This is a genomic window from Ruegeria sp. CF3 (genome assembly GCF_056537365.1).
Window position 1 is genome coordinate 198141 of record NZ_JBQFRK010000003.1, and the last position, 15649, is coordinate 213789.

The window sequence follows — 15649 nt, forward strand, 5'->3', positions numbered from 1 at the left end:
GGCTCTCCTTATAGGCGTCTCATAGCGACCCTGTGACGCCCTGGCCAGAGAAACCCCGCCTTGCTCCGATGCGGGCCATGGGATAGACCGCGCGCGGAACACTAAATCCCAAGGACGCCCCACATGGCCAAGCCCAAGAAACAGCCCCGCCCCAAGGCCGTAACGCCGAAAGGGTTCCGTGACTATTTCGGCGAGGAAGTCACGCAGCGCACCGAGATGCTGCGGACGATTGCGGGTGTGTATCATCGTTACGGGTTCGATGCCTTGGAAAGCAGCGCGGTTGAAACGGTTGAGGCGTTGGGCAAGTTCCTGCCCGACGTGGACCGCCCGAACGAGGGCGTGTTCGCATGGCAGGAGTTTGACGAAGGCGGCTCAAAAGGTTCCGGGGGCGACTGGATGGCCCTGCGCTATGACCTGACTGCGCCTTTGGCCCGTGTCTATGCGCAGCACCGCAACGATCTGCCGACGCCTTATCGCCGCTATGCGATGGGTCCGGTCTGGCGGAACGAGAAGCCGGGGCCGGGGCGGTATCGCCAGTTTTATCAGTGTGATGCGGATACGGTCGGCACGGCTTCGATGGCTGCGGATGCCGAGATTTGCGCAATGCTATCGGACACGCTGGAAACCGTCGGCATCCCGCGCGGCGATTACCTGGTGCGCGTCAACAACCGCAAGGTTCTGAATGGCGTGCTCGAAGCGATGGGTTTGGGTGAAGACGCCGCCGCCCGAGATAATGTTCTGCGCACGATCGACAAGTTCGACAAGGTGGGCGCGGCTGGTGTGCGTGAGCTTTTGACCAAAGGCCGTCTGGATGCCTCTGGCGCTTTTATCGATGGTGTTGGTCTTAGCGGTGATCAGGCCGAGCCGGTGATTGCCTTCCTGACTTCTAAAGCTGCAGATATCGCCGGAACGCTGGCCAACCTGCGCGCCGCTGTGGGTGACAGCAAGATCGGTGCGGACGGGATCGCTGAGTTGGAGCAGATTGGTGCGCTACTGGATGCAGGCGGGTATGGTTCGGACCGGATCGAGATTGATCCTTCGGTCGTGCGTGGCCTCGGCTATTACACCGGGCCGGTCTATGAGGCCGAACTGACCTTCGAAATATACGACGAGAAGGGCCGCAAGCGGCAATTCGGGTCGGTCTCGGGTGGTGGTCGCTATGATGATCTGGTCAAGCGGTTTACCGGACAGGAAGTACCTGCGACCGGCATCTCCATCGGTGTTGACCGATTGCTGGCCGCTTTGCGCGAAAAGGGGCGGATCGCGGCGCAGGCCACCGGCCCAGTGGTTGTGACCGTGATGGACCGCGATCGCATGGCGGACTACCAGGCGATGGTGGCGGAACTGCGCAATGCCGGAATCCGGGCCGAGGTCTACTTGGGCAACCCCAAGAACTTTGGCAACCAACTGAAATATGCGGACAAGCGGAACTCTCCAATTGCGGTGATCGAAGGCGGTGACGAAAAGGCAAATGGGATCGTACAGATCAAGGACCTGATCCTTGGCGCCAAGATTGCCGAAAGCGCCACGCTTGAGGAATGGAAAGAACGGCCCAGCCAGTTCGAAGTGCCCCGCGGCGATCTGGTCGCTAAGGTGCGCGAGATTCTGGACAATCAGGACTGACCCATGCCGAACCGTTCCCAAATACAGGCCCGCGCCGCCATGATGCGTGTCCGGTTCGAGGCGGCGGGCGCGCAGGTGGTTGATACGCCTCTGCTGCAGCCAGCCGGGACGCTGCTGGACCTCTATGGAGAAGACATCCGCGCCCGTGCTTACGTAACCTCGGACGCGCTGCGGGGTGAGCAGATGCTGCGCCCAGATTTCACCCTGCCGGTGGTACAGATGCACATGTCCGATGGGGCTGAACCAGCAAGATACACCTATTCCGGCGAAGTGTTCCGCCGTCAGGAACACGATCCGGATCGTGCTAATGAGTATATCCAAGTCGGCTACGAAGTATTTGATCGCGAAGACCCCGCCGGAGCCGATGCCGAGGTGTTTTCGTTATTTGCCCTGCAATTGCGCGGGCTGCCCTTGCGGGCAGCGACAGGTGATATCGGTATTCTGATCGCTGCTGTTGAGGGTCTCAAGACCACTAGCCGTCGTAAGGCTGCACTGATGCGGCATCTCTGGCGGCCTCGCCGGTTCCGCGTTTTGCTGGACCGATATGCCGGACGCAAAGCAAGTCTCGAGGGGCGCGATGCTTTGCTTGACGCGGTCGACCCATTGGCGATTGACGTGCCCATGATCGGTAAACGCCGCGCGCCGGAAATCCTCGACCGGATTGAAGCCCTGCGCGAAGACCGCGCTGCGCCGCCGATCTCGGACAATGAACTGGCCGGTTTGGAGACGCTGCTTAATGTGCGCGAAACCATGCCTTTCGCGCTGGAACAACTGCGTGACATTGCGGTTGATCTGCCACAGATCACATCTGCTTTGGATCGTTTGGAAGCTCGTATCGCAGCCCTGCAGGCGCGTGGCGTGGATGTGAATACACTGGATTTTGAGGCGTCTTATGGCAGGACCTCGATGGAGTACTACGACGGGTTTGTATTCGGCTTTTACGCCGAAGGCCGCCCTGATCTGCCACCGGTCGCGACCGGTGGGCGCTATGATGCGCTGACCAGGCAATTGGGTGGTGGAGCCGAGATTCCGGCAATTGGCGGCGTGATCCGCCCGGACCTGATGCTCGAAATCGAGGAGGCTGCACAATGAGCCTGAAACTCGGTGTGCCTTCGAAGGGCCGGTTGATGGACAAGACCTTCGCATGGTTTGAAAAGCGCGGCATTACACTGTCGCGCAGCGGATCAGACCGGGAATACGCGGGCAAGGTTGATGGGATTGGTGGCGTCTCGCTGATCCTATTGTCTGCAGGAGAGATTCCGCGCGAGCTGGCGGCGGGACGCATTCATTTGGGCGTGACCGGCATCGATCTTGTGCATGAAAAGCTGCCGCGCTGGGAGCAGCAGGTGGAAGAGGTTGCACCTTTGGGGTTCGGCAAGGCGGACCTTATCATCGCAACCCCAGCCTGCTGGGTCGACGTGGACACTCTGGATGATTTGGATGCAGCGGCGGCAGGTTTTCGCAGGGCGCATGGCCATCGGCTGCGGATCGCTACCAAGTACCACCGTCTGGTCCGCGAATTCCTGACCGAAGCGGGAGTGGCCGATTACACGCTGGTCGACAGCCAGGGCGCAACCGAGGGGACGGTGGTGAATGAGACAGCCGAGGCGATTGCCGATATCACCTCGACCGGGGAAACACTGCGGGCGAACCACCTGAAAATCCTGTCGGATGGGTTGATCCTGCAATCGCAGGCCACGCTGTGGCGCAGCCGCGTGGCCAAATACGATGCGGCTGAAAAGACGGCTTTGAATGAGCTGCTGGACAGGTTGGCCTAAAGCACCCCAATTTCCGCTAATGCGCGGTTCAGATCGTCGGGCAGGGCATCGTCCTGCTCGCGATTTTTAGGCAAGTCGGCAGGGGTGTCCTCAGGCTTGAGATACCGCCAGCCCTGAAATGGACGCTTCAGAGCGTTCTGCGTTCTGTGTACTTCGGGGTCCAGGACGATGGCGCAGCGGCGGATGCCATCCTCACCACGGACTTCATCCAGCCGCAGGATGCGCTGGCGGCACTGGACCACACCTTTGATCACCCAATAGATCGACCCGCCATTCAGAATTTCAGCGTCGCGCTTGGGCCACATTCGGGTGACGTGGCGCGGGTATCCGTCCTCATAGAGTGGTTTGCGGCTGTCTTGCCACGCCATCAGCGTGTCGACGCTTTCTGACCCAACCGAAAGTTTGATGAGGTTTACGTACTTATCCACAGCTTTCCCACAGAGTCGTCCCAAGGGTGATCCCTATATTGTAGCCCTCATGCGCTTGTCATCAAGGTGTTGTGGTTTAGATGTGATCTGGGCTAATCTGAATGCCTCTTTCAGCACAGGGAATCACCAATGAGCCGCTTTGCCGCCCCCATCGCCGAGCAGATCTGGGATATGAAATACCGCTTTAAACAGGCGGATGGTACGCCCATCGATCAGACAGTCGAGGACAGCTGGCGGCGCATAGCTCGTGATCTGGCGCGTGTGGAAGAAGACCCGGCGCATTGGGAAGAAAAATTCTATGAGGCGCTAGAGGATTTCAAATACCTTCCTGCTGGCCGCATCACCGCCGGGGCGGGCACCGCGCGACAGGTAACCCTGTTCAACTGCTTTGTGATGGGGACGATCCCCGACAGCATGGGCGGTATCTTCGACATGCTGAAAGAGGCCGCGCTGACCATGCAGCAGGGCGGGGGGATCGGTTATGATTTCTCGACGATCCGTCCGCGTGGGGCAGATGTGAAAGGGGTTGCGGCAGATGCCTCGGGCCCGCTAAGCTTTATGGACGTCTGGGACGCCATGTGCCGCACGATCATGTCTGCAGGCTCGCGTCGTGGTGCGATGATGGCGACCATGCGCTGCGACCATCCGGATATCGAACAGTTCATCACCGCGAAATCCGACCCGGCGCGTTTGCGCATGTTCAACATGTCGGTTCTGGTCACCGATCCATTCATGGAGGCCGTCAAGGCCGATGGACCGTGGGATCTGGTATTTGACGGAAAGGTCTATCACACCGTTCAGGCGCGCGATCTTTGGAACAAGATCATGCAGGCCACCTATGATTATGCCGAGCCGGGCGTAATCTTTATCGACCGGATCAATCAGGCGAACAATCTGAATTACGTCGAGACGATCTCGGCGACCAACCCGTGCGGAGAACAACCTCTACCGCCTTATGGTGCCTGTCTGCTGGGTTCGATCAATCTGGCACGGTTGGTTGCCGAGCCGTTCGAGGATGCCGCGCATCTGGACGAGGAGGCCTTGCAAGAGCTGGTGGCCACCGCCGTTCGCATGATGGACAACGTGGTGGACGCGTCGAAATTCCCGCTGGCCGAACAAGAAGCCGAGGCGCAAGACAAGCGCCGCATCGGGCTGGGCGTGACTGGTCTGGCCGATGCGCTGTTGATGTTGGGTCTGCGCTACGGCTCGGACGAGGCGGCGCGTCAGACCGAGCGCTGGTTGCACGCAATCGCGCGCGCCGCGTATCTGGCGTCGGTCGATTTGGCGAGGGAAAAGGGCGCTTTCCCACTGTTTGACGCCGAGAAATATCTGGCCAGCGGCACCATGCAACAGATGGATGACGATGTGCGCGACGCAATCCGCGAACACGGCATCCGCAACGCGCTACTGACCTCGATCGCGCCGACGGGTACGATTTCGCTGTATGCGGGCAACGTATCTTCGGGGATCGAGCCGGTTTTTGCCTATGCCTACACGCGCAAGGTGCTGCAAAAGGACGGTTCGCGCACCGAAGAAGAGGTTGTGGACTATGCGGTGCAGATGTGGCGCGACAAGTTTGGCGACGCCGAATTGCCCGAGTATTTCGTGAATGCGCAAACACTAAGCCCGTCCCATCACGTAAAAATGCAGGCGGCGGCTCAAAAGTGGATCGATAGTTCGATATCGAAGACGATCAACTGTCCCGAAGATATCAGCTTTGACGCCTTCAAAGACGTCTATATGCAGGCCTGGGATCAGGGGTGCAAAGGCTGCACGACCTATAGGCCAAACGATGTGACCGGCTCGGTTCTGAGCGTATCGGAAAGCGACGACAAAGCGCCAGGTGAAAGCGCGGATGCCCCGCATGAGGTTGACGGGGGCGAGGTCGTTTATATGTCCGAACCGCTTGATCGCCCACAATCGCTTGAAGGGTCGACTTACAAGCTGAAATGGCCGGACAGCGAGCACGCAATTTATCTGACAATCAACGATATCGTCATTGGCGGACGCCGTCGCCCCTTCGAGGTGTTCATTAACTCGAAGAATATGGAGCATTATGCTTGGACGCTGGCTTTGACCCGGATGATATCGGCCGTGTTCCGACGCGGTGGCGATGTGTCCTTTGTGGTCGAGGAACTGAAAGCTGTGTTCGACCCGCGCGGCGGGGCCTGGGTCAAAGGCAAATACATTCCGTCCATTCTGGCCGCGATTGGCGGCGTGATCGAGCAACACATGGTCAATATCGGCTTCCTTGAGGGCGAAGGCATGGGCCTGAAGTCCGATCCTCAGGCGCAGGTGGTCAACATGGACGCCCCGCGTGGCAAGGCTTGCCCATCCTGTGGTCAGTTCGACATGGTGATGATCGAAGGCTGCATGACCTGCCGCAGCTGCGGTTATTCTAAGTGTGGCTGATTTGGCGTAAAAGCTATCTGCAATCAATCAAAGTCGGCTATCTTCGCGGACTTCGGATCGAAGCGAACTTAGCGCGGTGCGCCAGACGTTCACCAACATTCGACGAAAAGTATCAATATGAGGCTGTTCTTTAGCAACATTTTCGTGATTGCTGCATTTCGGTCTCTTTTCCGCCCATTTTTTCGTTGATACATAAGCACAGTTACTTGTGGGATGAGTAAAAGTGCGGGCGGACAGATGAGAACCGGTTATAACGGTCGAATAGCAATATTTTGGACACAGACGGAAGTTGACGGGCTTGAGGCGGCGCCTTTGGCCCACTTGTGCGTTGGCAGTTCTTGGTCCTGGAGGGGGCGAGGGGTCCAACTCGCCGCAAGTGCAGACCAAGTTGCGCTGCACACAGGCTCCACCGGTCTTGGATCTATATTGGCGGCCGGAGCCAGTTTCGCCAACCCCGGCGAGATCAACGAAAGTGCCAAGATCGAGTTGTCAAACGGGGCTCAGACTTTCGTTGCCGAGCTGGTGCGTGAGGTGAACGAAGCGTCTCTGGTGCTTGTGTTTGAGGATGGATACCCTGAGCCTGATCAAGATTTCTGGGTCAGTTCGGCAGCTTCGCATATTGAACCTGTTGAGATTGACAGCGGTTATGACGACAAGGTTGTCGTGTTCCCGGCGGCTCGTGCAAATGCAAGTTCAGTGCCGGTAAGTCTATCAAATACTGCCGGTTGGGCCGCTGAATAACGGATACTTCTCAGAAAGATTCCAACTCTAAGCAGAAATCCTACCCTTTGCTTGCTCTGGCGTGTTGACTCTGGCCGAAGCAGGGATATAAGCGCGGCTTCATTGGTGTTGGTGGCCCCCGCGAGGGGATGCCTGTCATGGGGGAAACCTCAAGAGGACAACGCCCTTCATAGTGGCCCATCGGGGCCTCGATCCAAAGAAGGAGATCAGCCGTGACCAAACGCACGTCTGCCAAGTACAAAATCGACCGCCGGATGGGCGAAAACATCTGGGGTCGTCCGAAATCCCCGGTTAACCGTCGTGAATACGGCCCCGGCCAGCACGGCCAGCGCCGCAAGGGCAAACTGTCTGACTTCGGTCTGCAGCTGCGTGCCAAGCAGAAGCTGAAAGGCTACTACGGCGACCTGACCGAGAAGCAGTTCCGCCGCATCTATGCAGAAGCTGAGCGTGTCAAAGGTGACACCGGTGAAAATCTGATCGGTCTGCTGGAACGCCGTCTGGACGCCGTTGTTTACCGCGCCAAGTTTGTTCCGACCGTGTTCGCCGCACGTCAGTTCGTGAACCACGGCCACGTTAAAGTGAACGGCAAGCGGGTCAACATCCCGTCCTACCGCGTCAAAGAAGGCGACGTTATCGAAGTGCGTGACAAGTCCAAGCAGTTGGCCGTTGTCCTGGAAGCTGTCGGCTTGGCCGAGCGTGATGTGCCTGACTACATCGACGCCGACCACTCGAAAATGACCGCGACTTTCGTGCGTGCACCGGGCCTGAGCGATGTGCCTTACCCGGTTATGATGGAACCGAACCTGGTCGTCGAATTCTACGCGAAGAACTAATCTTCGCCGACCTGTTGAGTTTAAGGGCCGCGCTTTCAGCGCGGTCTTTTTTGTTTTGATGGGGCTCTGCCCCAGTCGCTGCGCGACTCCCCCGAGATATATTTGGCCAGATGAAGAGGCGGATCAGATAGGAAGCGGGCGACTTTCGGCAATGGCCTCCATTGCGAAATAGGAGGTGACGCTGTCCAGTTCGATCTTATCGATGAGGCGTTGATAGACTTTGTCGTAAGAGGCCATATCTTCTGTAACGACCTTGAGTTGATAGTCATAGTCGCCGCCAATGCGATGGAAATCGACCACTTCAGGAATGGTCAGGACATGACTGCGAAAGGCCTGCAACCATTGGGCAGAGTGGTGGCGCGTGCGTAGCATGACGAAAACCACCAGATTCAGCCCAAGCTTTTCACGCGCGATGCGCGCCGTAGAACCTTGCAGGACACCTGTGTCGTTCAAGGCCTTTATTCTTCGCCAGCAGGCATTTTGGGACAGGCCGACCCTATCTGCCAATTCTCGCTGGGAAAGTGTTGCGTCTTTTTGCAGTTCCTTCAGAAGACGCGTGTCAATTTGATCTAATTTTTTCTCCATATAGACTCATATGACACAAAACTAGGGCATATAAAGCATAAAATTGTGAGGTTTCCACAGGATGGATCAATCATATTGGAGTTAGCAATATGGAGCCTGTGTTATGACCTTGTCCAACTTTCGCGCAGAAATTCAATCTGCTGCTCACGGAAATACTCTGCGTGATGGGCTGATCGGTGAGGGGGTACTCATCCCGGGTCTGCATGGGGACGTGCCGCTTGTGTATGCGGACTACGTTGCCTCGGGTCGCGCGTTGCGACAGGTCGAAAATTTCGTGGCCGAGCATGTGTTGCCGTTCTATGCCAACAGCCACACCGAAGCCTCCTATTGCGGTTCCTATATAACCCGTTTGCGCCGCGAGGCGCGGGCCGAGATCGCCCGCATAGTTGGCGCCAAGGAAGAGGACGCGGTGATCTTTACCGGGTCTGGCGCTACAGCGGGTCTTAACCGGCTGGTTAGTCTGCTGGGAGTGCAAGAGGCTAATCAGCCGGTCGTTTTGATCGGTCCGTATGAGCATCATTCGAACATTCTGCCGTGGCGTGAAAGCAAGGCGCGGGTGATCGAGATTCCAGAAGCCGTTGACGGTGGTCCCGATATGCAGGCGCTAAAGGCAGTGCTGATCGAACACGCAGATTCCGATCTTGTGATTGGGTCATTCTCAGCGGCGTCAAACGTCACCGGCATCATCACCGACTCTGATCCAGTGACGCGGATGCTGAAAGAGCATGGTGCGCTTGCGGTATGGGACTATGCGGGTGGTGGACCTTATTTGCCAATGGACATGGGGCCGGAAGATGCGCGGAAGGACGCGATCGTTGTCTCTCCGCATAAGTTTCCGGGTGGGCCGGGGGCGTCGGGTGTTCTGGTCGTTAACCAATGCGTTGTGAAGCGGACGTGTCCGAGTTGGCCCGGAGGTGGGACTGTCAGCTTTGTCTCGCCTTGGCGGCACGACTACAGCGCCGATCTCGCGACACGGGAAGAGGCGGGTACACCAAATGTGATCGGAGACATTCGTGCGGCCCTGGCCTTCATTGTCAAGGATGCGGTCGGAACGGATGAAATCGCACAGCGTGAGGCGCAGTGTAACCGCATGGCGTTGGACGGGTGGTCCGACAACCCACATCTGACATTGCTAGGTGCCGAGAATGCACACCGCCTGCCGATATTCTCGTTCCTCGTGTGTGATCGGAATGGGCAGCCGGTGCATCAGCAGCTGTTTACCCGGATGCTCAGCGATATCTACGGCATCCAGGCACGTGGCGGCTGTGCCTGTGCCGGACCCTATGCGCATCGTTTGCTGGGCATTGATCGGGCAACGTCGGAAGAATTGCATGCGGCCCTGTCGGAGGGTGAGGAAATGAAGAAACCGGGTTGGGTGCGGTTGAATTTCTCTTACCTCATGAGCGAAGAGACCGTTCAGTTCATTATCGACAGCGTTAACGAGCTGTCGCGCCGGACCGAGGAATTCGTCCCATTCTACAATGCCGATCCGGCGACGGCGCGCTTCAAAGCGGCGTAAGATAATTGCCGCTTTTCTCAACCCGTTGAGAAAGGTATGAGGGGCCAAGCTAGTGGAGCCCCTCATGAACCAGATCACACCTCAACCCGGCATAATGGACATCGCGCTGTATCAGGGCGGACAGTCGCATGTTGACGGTGTTGCGGATGTCATCAAGCTGAGTTCCAACGAAAACCCGTTTGGGCCAAGTCCCAAGGCGATCGAAGCGGTGCGCGAAAGTGCCGTTTCGCTGCATCGTTATCCCAGCACCGATCATTCCAGCCTGCGCGCCGCAATTTCTGAACGGCACGGACTGGATTCCAATCGGATCATCTGCGGTGTCGGCAGTGATGAAGTGTTGCAGTTCGTGGCGCAGGCCTATGCTGGTCCGGGTGATGAGGTGATATATACCGAGCATGGATTCTCCATGTATCCGATCATCGCGCGAATGGCTGGCGCGACCCCGGTCATGGTGCCCGAGAGAGATCGCCGTGTAGACGTAGATAGCATCCTTGCCGCGGTCACTGGGCAGACACGGATTGTCTTTGTGACCAATCCGGGAAATCCTACTTCAACCATGATCTCTGACGCCGAATTGCAGAGGTTGGCGGATGCATTGCCAGCCGATTGCCTGATGGTGCTGGATGGTGCCTATGCCGAATTTGTCGATGGTTTCGATGGAGGCGCAGGGCTGGTGGACCGGTTTAGCAATGTCATCATGACCCGGACGTTTTCGAAAGTGTACGGTCTAGGTGGGATGCGCGTTGGCTGGGGCTATGCGGCGAAAGAGATTATTGATGTGCTGAACCGCGTTCGTCAGCCGTTCAACCTGTCGCTGACGGCTCTTGCGGCGGCTGAGGCCGCCGTGCGGGATGAGGAATATCTGCGGTTCTGCCTGTCTGAAAATGCACGCCTCCGGATTTGGTTGTCTGATGAACTGGCGAAGGTCGGCGTTTCATCCGATGTGTCATGCACGAATTTCATCCTCGCCCGTTTTGCTGACAGGGCCGAGGCGGAAGCCTGCGATGACTATTTGAAAACGCAGGGTTTGATCGTGCGGCGGGTCGCGGGCTACAACCTGCCAAACGCGCTGCGGATCACCGTAGGCGACGAAATCGCCTGCGGTCGCGTGGTTGCAGCGATTACTGCGTTCAAAGGGGGCGCTGTATGAGCCAGATTTACGACCGTGTTGCGCTGATCGGGTTGGGCCTGATTGCATCGTCCATGTTCTGGGCGATCAAACGGGCTGGGCTTGCGGGCGAAGTGACGGGTTATGCGCGATCCGAGGCAACCCGCGAGACGGCGCGCCAGATCGGCCTTTGTGACCGGGTTTGCGAGACCGCGGAAGAGGCGGTCGAGGGTGCTGATCTGGTGGTTCTGTGTGTTCCGGTTGGCGCAATGGGACCTGTGGCGCAGCAGATTGCACCGGTTCTGAAATCCGGTGCCACCGTTTCAGACGTGGGGTCGGTAAAGCGTCACGTGATTGACGCCGTCTCACCACACATACCTGATGGCGTTCATTTCATTCCGGCGCACCCACTGGCTGGGACCGAGCATTCCGGGCCTGATTCGGGTTTCGCCGAACTGTTCGACAACCGTTGGTGCCTGTTGGTGCCGGTCGAAGACTCCGATCCGGATGCGATCGCTCGCCTGCGGGCTTTGTGGGAGGGTCTGGGATCGAATGTCGATGAAATGGACGCCGCGCATCATGATTTGGTGCTGGCGGTCACCTCGCACGCACCTCACCTGATTGCCTATACGATGGTGGGTGTTGCGGATGATCTCCGGCGGGTTACAGACACCGAAGTCATCAAGTATTCGGCAGCTGGTTTCCGCGATTTCACCCGCATCGCGGCTTCGGACCCGACGATGTGGCGTGATGTGTTTCTGACCAACAAAGACGCAACGCTGGAGATTCTGGGCCGGTTCACGGAAGAGCTCTTTGCGCTACAGCGGGCCATCCGAACAGGTGACGGAGAGCAATTGTTCGACTACTTTACGCGCACACGGGCGATCCGCCGCGGCATCATTGATGCGGGCCAGGATACGGATGCGCCAGATTTCGGGCGGGGAAAAACATCGACATGAGAAAGATCGGTTGCAGCCATTTGATTTTCTGCGTTGCTTTGGCGGCAACGACTGCAAATGCGGCGGCGCCTGAAACTTCTATTGTGCCGTTGACGCGCCCGGAAACCACCCAAGCGATGGTGGCAATCCTCACCCCCAACATCCGGCCTGTGCTACGGCCCGCTTCGCCGCAGGTAACGGCCGCTGCAGCCCGTCCCGCTGAATTACCATTGCTCGGGCCCGAGAATTCGATCCGCCCGTTTGTGCGCCCGGAAGAATTGGAACAACGCGTCTTTCTTAAGAAACGCAAGCTGCGTAAGGGTTCAGTCTGTGGCGATATCGATATTCAGGGTAAGCCGGTTGGACGTGTGAAGGGCAAGATCAAAGCCTGCGGGATTAAGGATGCAGTGCAAATCACCTCAGTATCGGGGGTCGGGCTGAGCCGCCCAGCGACGATGGATTGCGGCACTGCACAGGCGCTGAATAATTGGGTCGACAAAACTGTAAAGCCCACGTTCAAACGCCGAGGTCCGGTGGTCGAGCTACAGGTCGCCGCGCATTACGCCTGCAGAACACGTAACAACCGTAAAGGGGCGCGGATTTCTGAGCATGGTAAAGGGCGCGCCATCGACATTTCGGGCTTCAAGATGGCCGATGGTGAGGTGGTGACGGTTCTGAATGGCTGGCGCAAAAATCCGTCCAAGAAGCAACTGACCAAGGTATGGCGCGGCGCGTGTGGGCCATTTGGCACGGTTCTCGGACCAAACTCTGATCGCTACCATCGGGATCATTTCCACCTAGACACCGCGCGCTACCGCAGCGGCACCTATTGCCGTTAACGCAGTACCAGTCTCGGGGCAGGACCAAGGGGCAACGGACCCAAGGCGACGAACCCATCTCTGAAATTCAGCTGTAAATCCAGCGCATTTGGGTTGCCACCCAGTCCAGCCATGAAGCCCAATGCACGGGTCACAGGATCGACTGCCTGATCCGGCAGCGCACCTGCGGCGTTTGCCATCGCGATCATGTCGCGCCAGTTTTCGGCTTTCATCGCAATTTCACCCGTTGGAATGCCCTGTTCGTCAACTTCCAGTTCGCCGGTGGCGAACAGACGCAGCTCACCCCATTTCATTTCTGCCAAACGCAGATCAATCGCAACGGGTTGGGGGCGACGCTGCTCAAGTGCGGTGCGGTCCCACGGTTTGTCGAAAGTGACAAACATATCCATTTCCAGCGTTTCGAACGATTGCGGCAGGGTCGATGCTGAACGCATCAGGCGTCTCAGATCATCGCCGGGGGTAAATCCGTCGATCTTCGCAGTAATCCCATAGCTTTCGGGCGCTCCAGATTGCTCCATCACAAGGCTCAGCGACTGGCCTCCGGCTTGCGGATCACCTTCGGTTGTCAGCAGCCAGCGCTTTGAGTTCAGCGCCATTTTCTCGAGCACCAGCGCGACACCGGGTTGGAGCTGCAATTCGGCTTGTAGCGCTTCGGCCTGAACGGTCGTGGTCTGGTCGAAATAGGAAAGGCGCTGCGGCGTACTGGCAAAGCGCAGCATCTGGCGGCCGGGCCAGATTGCTGGGCTTTGGAACTCGACCCAGTCCGCACTCCACGCCGTTCCGTTGACCGGATCGGCCAAAGCGGGATTATTGAGGCGTGTGATGTGCTGAAATGGATATCCTGCCGTCGACACGTCCGAGAATTCGGCCTGCCAGCCCAGTTCTTGCTGCCGGTCAAACCAACCGGTCAGGGCGTTTCGCAGACCATAACCGGCGACAAACCAGTAGGCGCTCCACGCGAGGGCGATAAATACGAAAACGCGTATCAGACGGCGCATGATGAATGGCCCTTTTTCCTGCCTCGGATTTGATGTTTATAGGGCCAAACGGGCAAGGACCAGTGCAATGACGATGTGGGTATTCGGATATGGATCGCTGCTGTGGAACCCGGGCTTTCCGGTGGCACGCAGCGAACGCGCTAAATTGCACGGATATGCGCGGTCGTTTTGCATGCGCTCTATCCACCATCGCGGCACGGAAGAAGACCCCGGTTTGGTATTGGCGCTGGACGAACAGCCAGACGCGCATTGCGCTGGATTGGCGCTTTCTGTCGAGGCGGGTCACGAAGAGCGCACTTTGGCTGAATTGCGTGAGCGTGAGCTGATCTCGTCAGCCTATCTGGAGCGGATGCTGGACGTGCAACTGGACTGCGGGCAGATCGTAAAGGCAGTGACTTACGTCATCGATACTCACCACGTTCAGTATTGCGGCGGTCTTCCATTGGAAGAGCAGGCTCAGATCATCGCCCACGCGGTTGGCGGACGTGGGCCAAATACCGAATATCTCTACAATACTGCCTCGCACTTGACCGAGATCGGATTGCACGACCCTGATCTTGAGTGGTTGTCGCAACGGGTGCGGACAATCAGCGCATAAACTCTTGGCTTCACGGGGCGAACTTCGATAGGTTCAGCCCAGAGCAGACAATACCAGGAGCCACGCGCATGGCGCAGGCACAACAGGGCGTGAGACCACATTTCTCACAACCGATCCGTCAGATTTTGATGATGCTGATCGCAATAGGGCTGTCAGGACTTGGCGTGTTCATGGCGTTGCCATATGTGCTGCCGGTTATTCAGGCCAATCTGTATCTTAACGGGTTCATTTTGCTGGTTTTTGTCATCGGTGTCGCTGCCTGTTTTCTGCAAGTCACACAGCTGATCGGATCGGTTCGTTGGATCGAAGCCTTTGCCGGAGGGGTCGAACGTGACGATGTGCGCCCGCCGCAACTGCTTGCCCCACTGGCGTCGTTGTTGAGGGAACGCGGGGCGCGGTCTCAGATCAGCTCTAGCTCTACCCGATCGATCCTCGATTCCGTCGCCGAACGGGTCGAAGAAGAGCGCGAGATCACCCGCTACATCACCAACGTGCTGATCTACCTTGGCCTACTGGGGACATTTTTTGGTTTGGCCACCACTGTCCCCGCCATCGTTGATACGATCCGCAGCCTGAACCCGCAGGAAGGTGAAGAAGGTCTGGCCGTCTTCAACCGTCTGATGACAGGATTGGAAGCGCAGCTGCAGGGCATGGGCGTTGCTTTTGGGTCGTCATTGCTGGGTCTGGCCGGATCCTTGATCGTCGGTTTGCTGGAACTATTCGCGGGCCATGGCCAGAACCGGTTCTATCGCGAATTGGAAGAATGGTTGTCCTCAATCACCCGCGTTGGCTTTGCTGCGGGCGATGAGGGCGGCGCGGAACTGGCCGTGCTGACCCCAGTACTGGACGCCATGTCTGAACAAATGGATGCACTGCAGGACATGTTCTCGGCGCAAGAGGCTGATCGGACGGACGTATCAGCCAAGCTGGGGCAATTGGTCGATGTCATCGGGGAAATGAACCAGCGTCAGGCCCAGACCGAAGGTGTTACGGCTGCGCTTGAACGTGTGGCGCTGGGGCAGGACGCTTTGCTGGATCACATGCGCGATCACGGCGCGGGCGAGGGGATCGATGCGGAAAGCCGCATGCGCCTGCGGTCGATGGATGTTCAGTTGCTGCGTATACTCGAAGAAATCTCCGCTGGTCGTCAGGACAGCATGAACGAACTGCGCAAGGATTTTGAGCTACTGGTCAAAGCGTTGACTTTGCCACGGGGCGCCGTACGTACCCCCCCGGAAGGAGAGTAACC

At 57.8% G+C, this 15649-nt stretch carries 15 protein-coding genes; 12 read left to right on the forward strand and 3 right to left on the reverse strand.

Annotated features, from left to right (window positions below; translation table 11 throughout):
- The first annotated feature begins 123 nt into the window (after nt 1-123).
- From hisS to hisG, 3 genes are read left to right on the forward strand one after another with little or no spacing between them, the layout of a single operon-like run.
- A complete protein-coding gene (gene hisS, locus ACR0KC_RS12570; RefSeq protein WP_480706897.1) occupies nt 124-1623 on the forward strand; it encodes a histidine--tRNA ligase in 1500 nt (499 codons plus the stop codon).
- 3 nt (nt 1624-1626) lie between these two features.
- A complete protein-coding gene (locus tag ACR0KC_RS12575; protein WP_480706896.1) occupies nt 1627-2715 on the forward strand; it encodes an ATP phosphoribosyltransferase regulatory subunit in 1089 nt (362 codons plus the stop codon).
- Nucleotides 2712-3401 carry an ATP phosphoribosyltransferase gene (gene hisG, locus ACR0KC_RS12580; RefSeq protein WP_170401909.1) on the forward strand — a complete coding sequence of 230 codons (690 nt, stop codon included), beginning with the start codon at nt 2712-2714 and terminating at the stop codon, nt 3399-3401. Before ACR0KC_RS12575 ends, hisG begins: the two co-directional genes overlap by 4 nt.
- Here hisG and ACR0KC_RS12585 read toward each other — a convergent pair.
- Nucleotides 3398-3829 (reverse strand): DUF1489 family protein, encoded by a 432-nt coding sequence (locus ACR0KC_RS12585; protein WP_170392480.1) that lies wholly within the window; start codon nt 3827-3829, stop codon nt 3398-3400. The genes hisG and ACR0KC_RS12585 overlap by 4 nt on opposite strands.
- 129 nt (nt 3830-3958) lie before the next feature.
- Here ACR0KC_RS12585 and ACR0KC_RS12590 point away from each other — a divergent pair, with 129 nt between their 5' ends.
- The 3 genes from ACR0KC_RS12590 to rpsD all read left to right on the forward strand — a co-directional run bounded on the left by ACR0KC_RS12590 (nt 3959) and on the right by rpsD (nt 7815).
- A complete protein-coding gene (locus ACR0KC_RS12590) occupies nt 3959-6241 on the forward strand; it encodes an adenosylcobalamin-dependent ribonucleoside-diphosphate reductase (protein WP_480771924.1) in 2283 nt (760 codons plus the stop codon).
- A gap of 426 nt (nt 6242-6667) precedes the next feature.
- On the forward strand, nt 6668-6982 hold the full coding sequence (locus tag ACR0KC_RS12595) for a hypothetical protein (protein ID WP_170392467.1): 315 nt from the start codon (nt 6668-6670) through the stop codon (nt 6980-6982).
- A 212-nt stretch (nt 6983-7194) separates the two neighbouring features.
- Entirely contained in the window at nt 7195-7815 is a 621-nt protein-coding gene (rpsD, locus tag ACR0KC_RS12600; protein ID WP_170392466.1) for a 30S ribosomal protein S4, read from the forward strand.
- A 123-nt stretch (nt 7816-7938) separates the two neighbouring features.
- On the opposite strand, the gene ACR0KC_RS12605 is transcribed toward rpsD, so the two are convergent.
- Nucleotides 7939-8400, reverse strand: a complete 462-nt coding sequence (locus ACR0KC_RS12605) for an Lrp/AsnC family transcriptional regulator (protein ID WP_170401903.1) — start codon at nt 8398-8400, stop codon at nt 7939-7941.
- 103 nt (nt 8401-8503) lie between these two features.
- On the opposite strand from ACR0KC_RS12605, the gene ACR0KC_RS12610 reads away from it, so the two are divergent.
- The 4 genes from ACR0KC_RS12610 (at nt 8504) to ACR0KC_RS12625 (ending at nt 12804) form a co-directional block, all read left to right on the forward strand.
- Nucleotides 8504-9919, forward strand: a complete 1416-nt coding sequence (locus ACR0KC_RS12610; protein WP_480771925.1) for an aminotransferase class V-fold PLP-dependent enzyme — start codon at nt 8504-8506, stop codon at nt 9917-9919.
- Nucleotides 9920-9983: 64 nt separating this feature from the next.
- Complete coding sequence (hisC, locus tag ACR0KC_RS12615) at nt 9984-11069, forward strand: histidinol-phosphate transaminase (RefSeq protein WP_480706894.1); 1086 nt, start codon at nt 9984-9986, stop codon at nt 11067-11069.
- Nucleotides 11066-11986 (forward strand): prephenate/arogenate dehydrogenase family protein, encoded by a 921-nt coding sequence (locus ACR0KC_RS12620; protein WP_170420534.1) that lies wholly within the window; start codon nt 11066-11068, stop codon nt 11984-11986. The genes hisC and ACR0KC_RS12620 overlap by 4 nt, the downstream gene beginning before the upstream one ends.
- Nucleotides 11983-12804: an extensin-like domain-containing protein gene (locus ACR0KC_RS12625; protein WP_480706893.1), complete on the forward strand. Its 822-nt coding sequence runs from the start codon at nt 11983-11985 to the stop codon at nt 12802-12804. Before ACR0KC_RS12620 ends, ACR0KC_RS12625 begins: the two co-directional genes overlap by 4 nt.
- On the opposite strand, the gene ACR0KC_RS12630 is transcribed toward ACR0KC_RS12625, so the two are convergent.
- Nucleotides 12801-13802 carry a DUF2125 domain-containing protein gene (locus ACR0KC_RS12630; RefSeq protein WP_170636083.1) on the reverse strand — a complete coding sequence of 334 codons (1002 nt, stop codon included), beginning with the start codon at nt 13800-13802 and terminating at the stop codon, nt 12801-12803. The genes ACR0KC_RS12625 and ACR0KC_RS12630 overlap by 4 nt on opposite strands.
- A gap of 67 nt (nt 13803-13869) precedes the next feature.
- On the opposite strand from ACR0KC_RS12630, the gene ACR0KC_RS12635 reads away from it, so the two are divergent.
- Nucleotides 13870-14400, forward strand: coding sequence for a gamma-glutamylcyclotransferase (locus tag ACR0KC_RS12635; RefSeq protein ID WP_480771926.1), 531 nt, complete (start codon nt 13870-13872; stop codon nt 14398-14400).
- Between the two features lie 68 nt (nt 14401-14468).
- Nucleotides 14469-15647 (forward strand): biopolymer transporter ExbB, encoded by a 1179-nt coding sequence (locus tag ACR0KC_RS12640; RefSeq protein ID WP_170801998.1) that lies wholly within the window; start codon nt 14469-14471, stop codon nt 15645-15647.
- Nucleotides 15648-15649 lie beyond the last annotated feature (2 nt).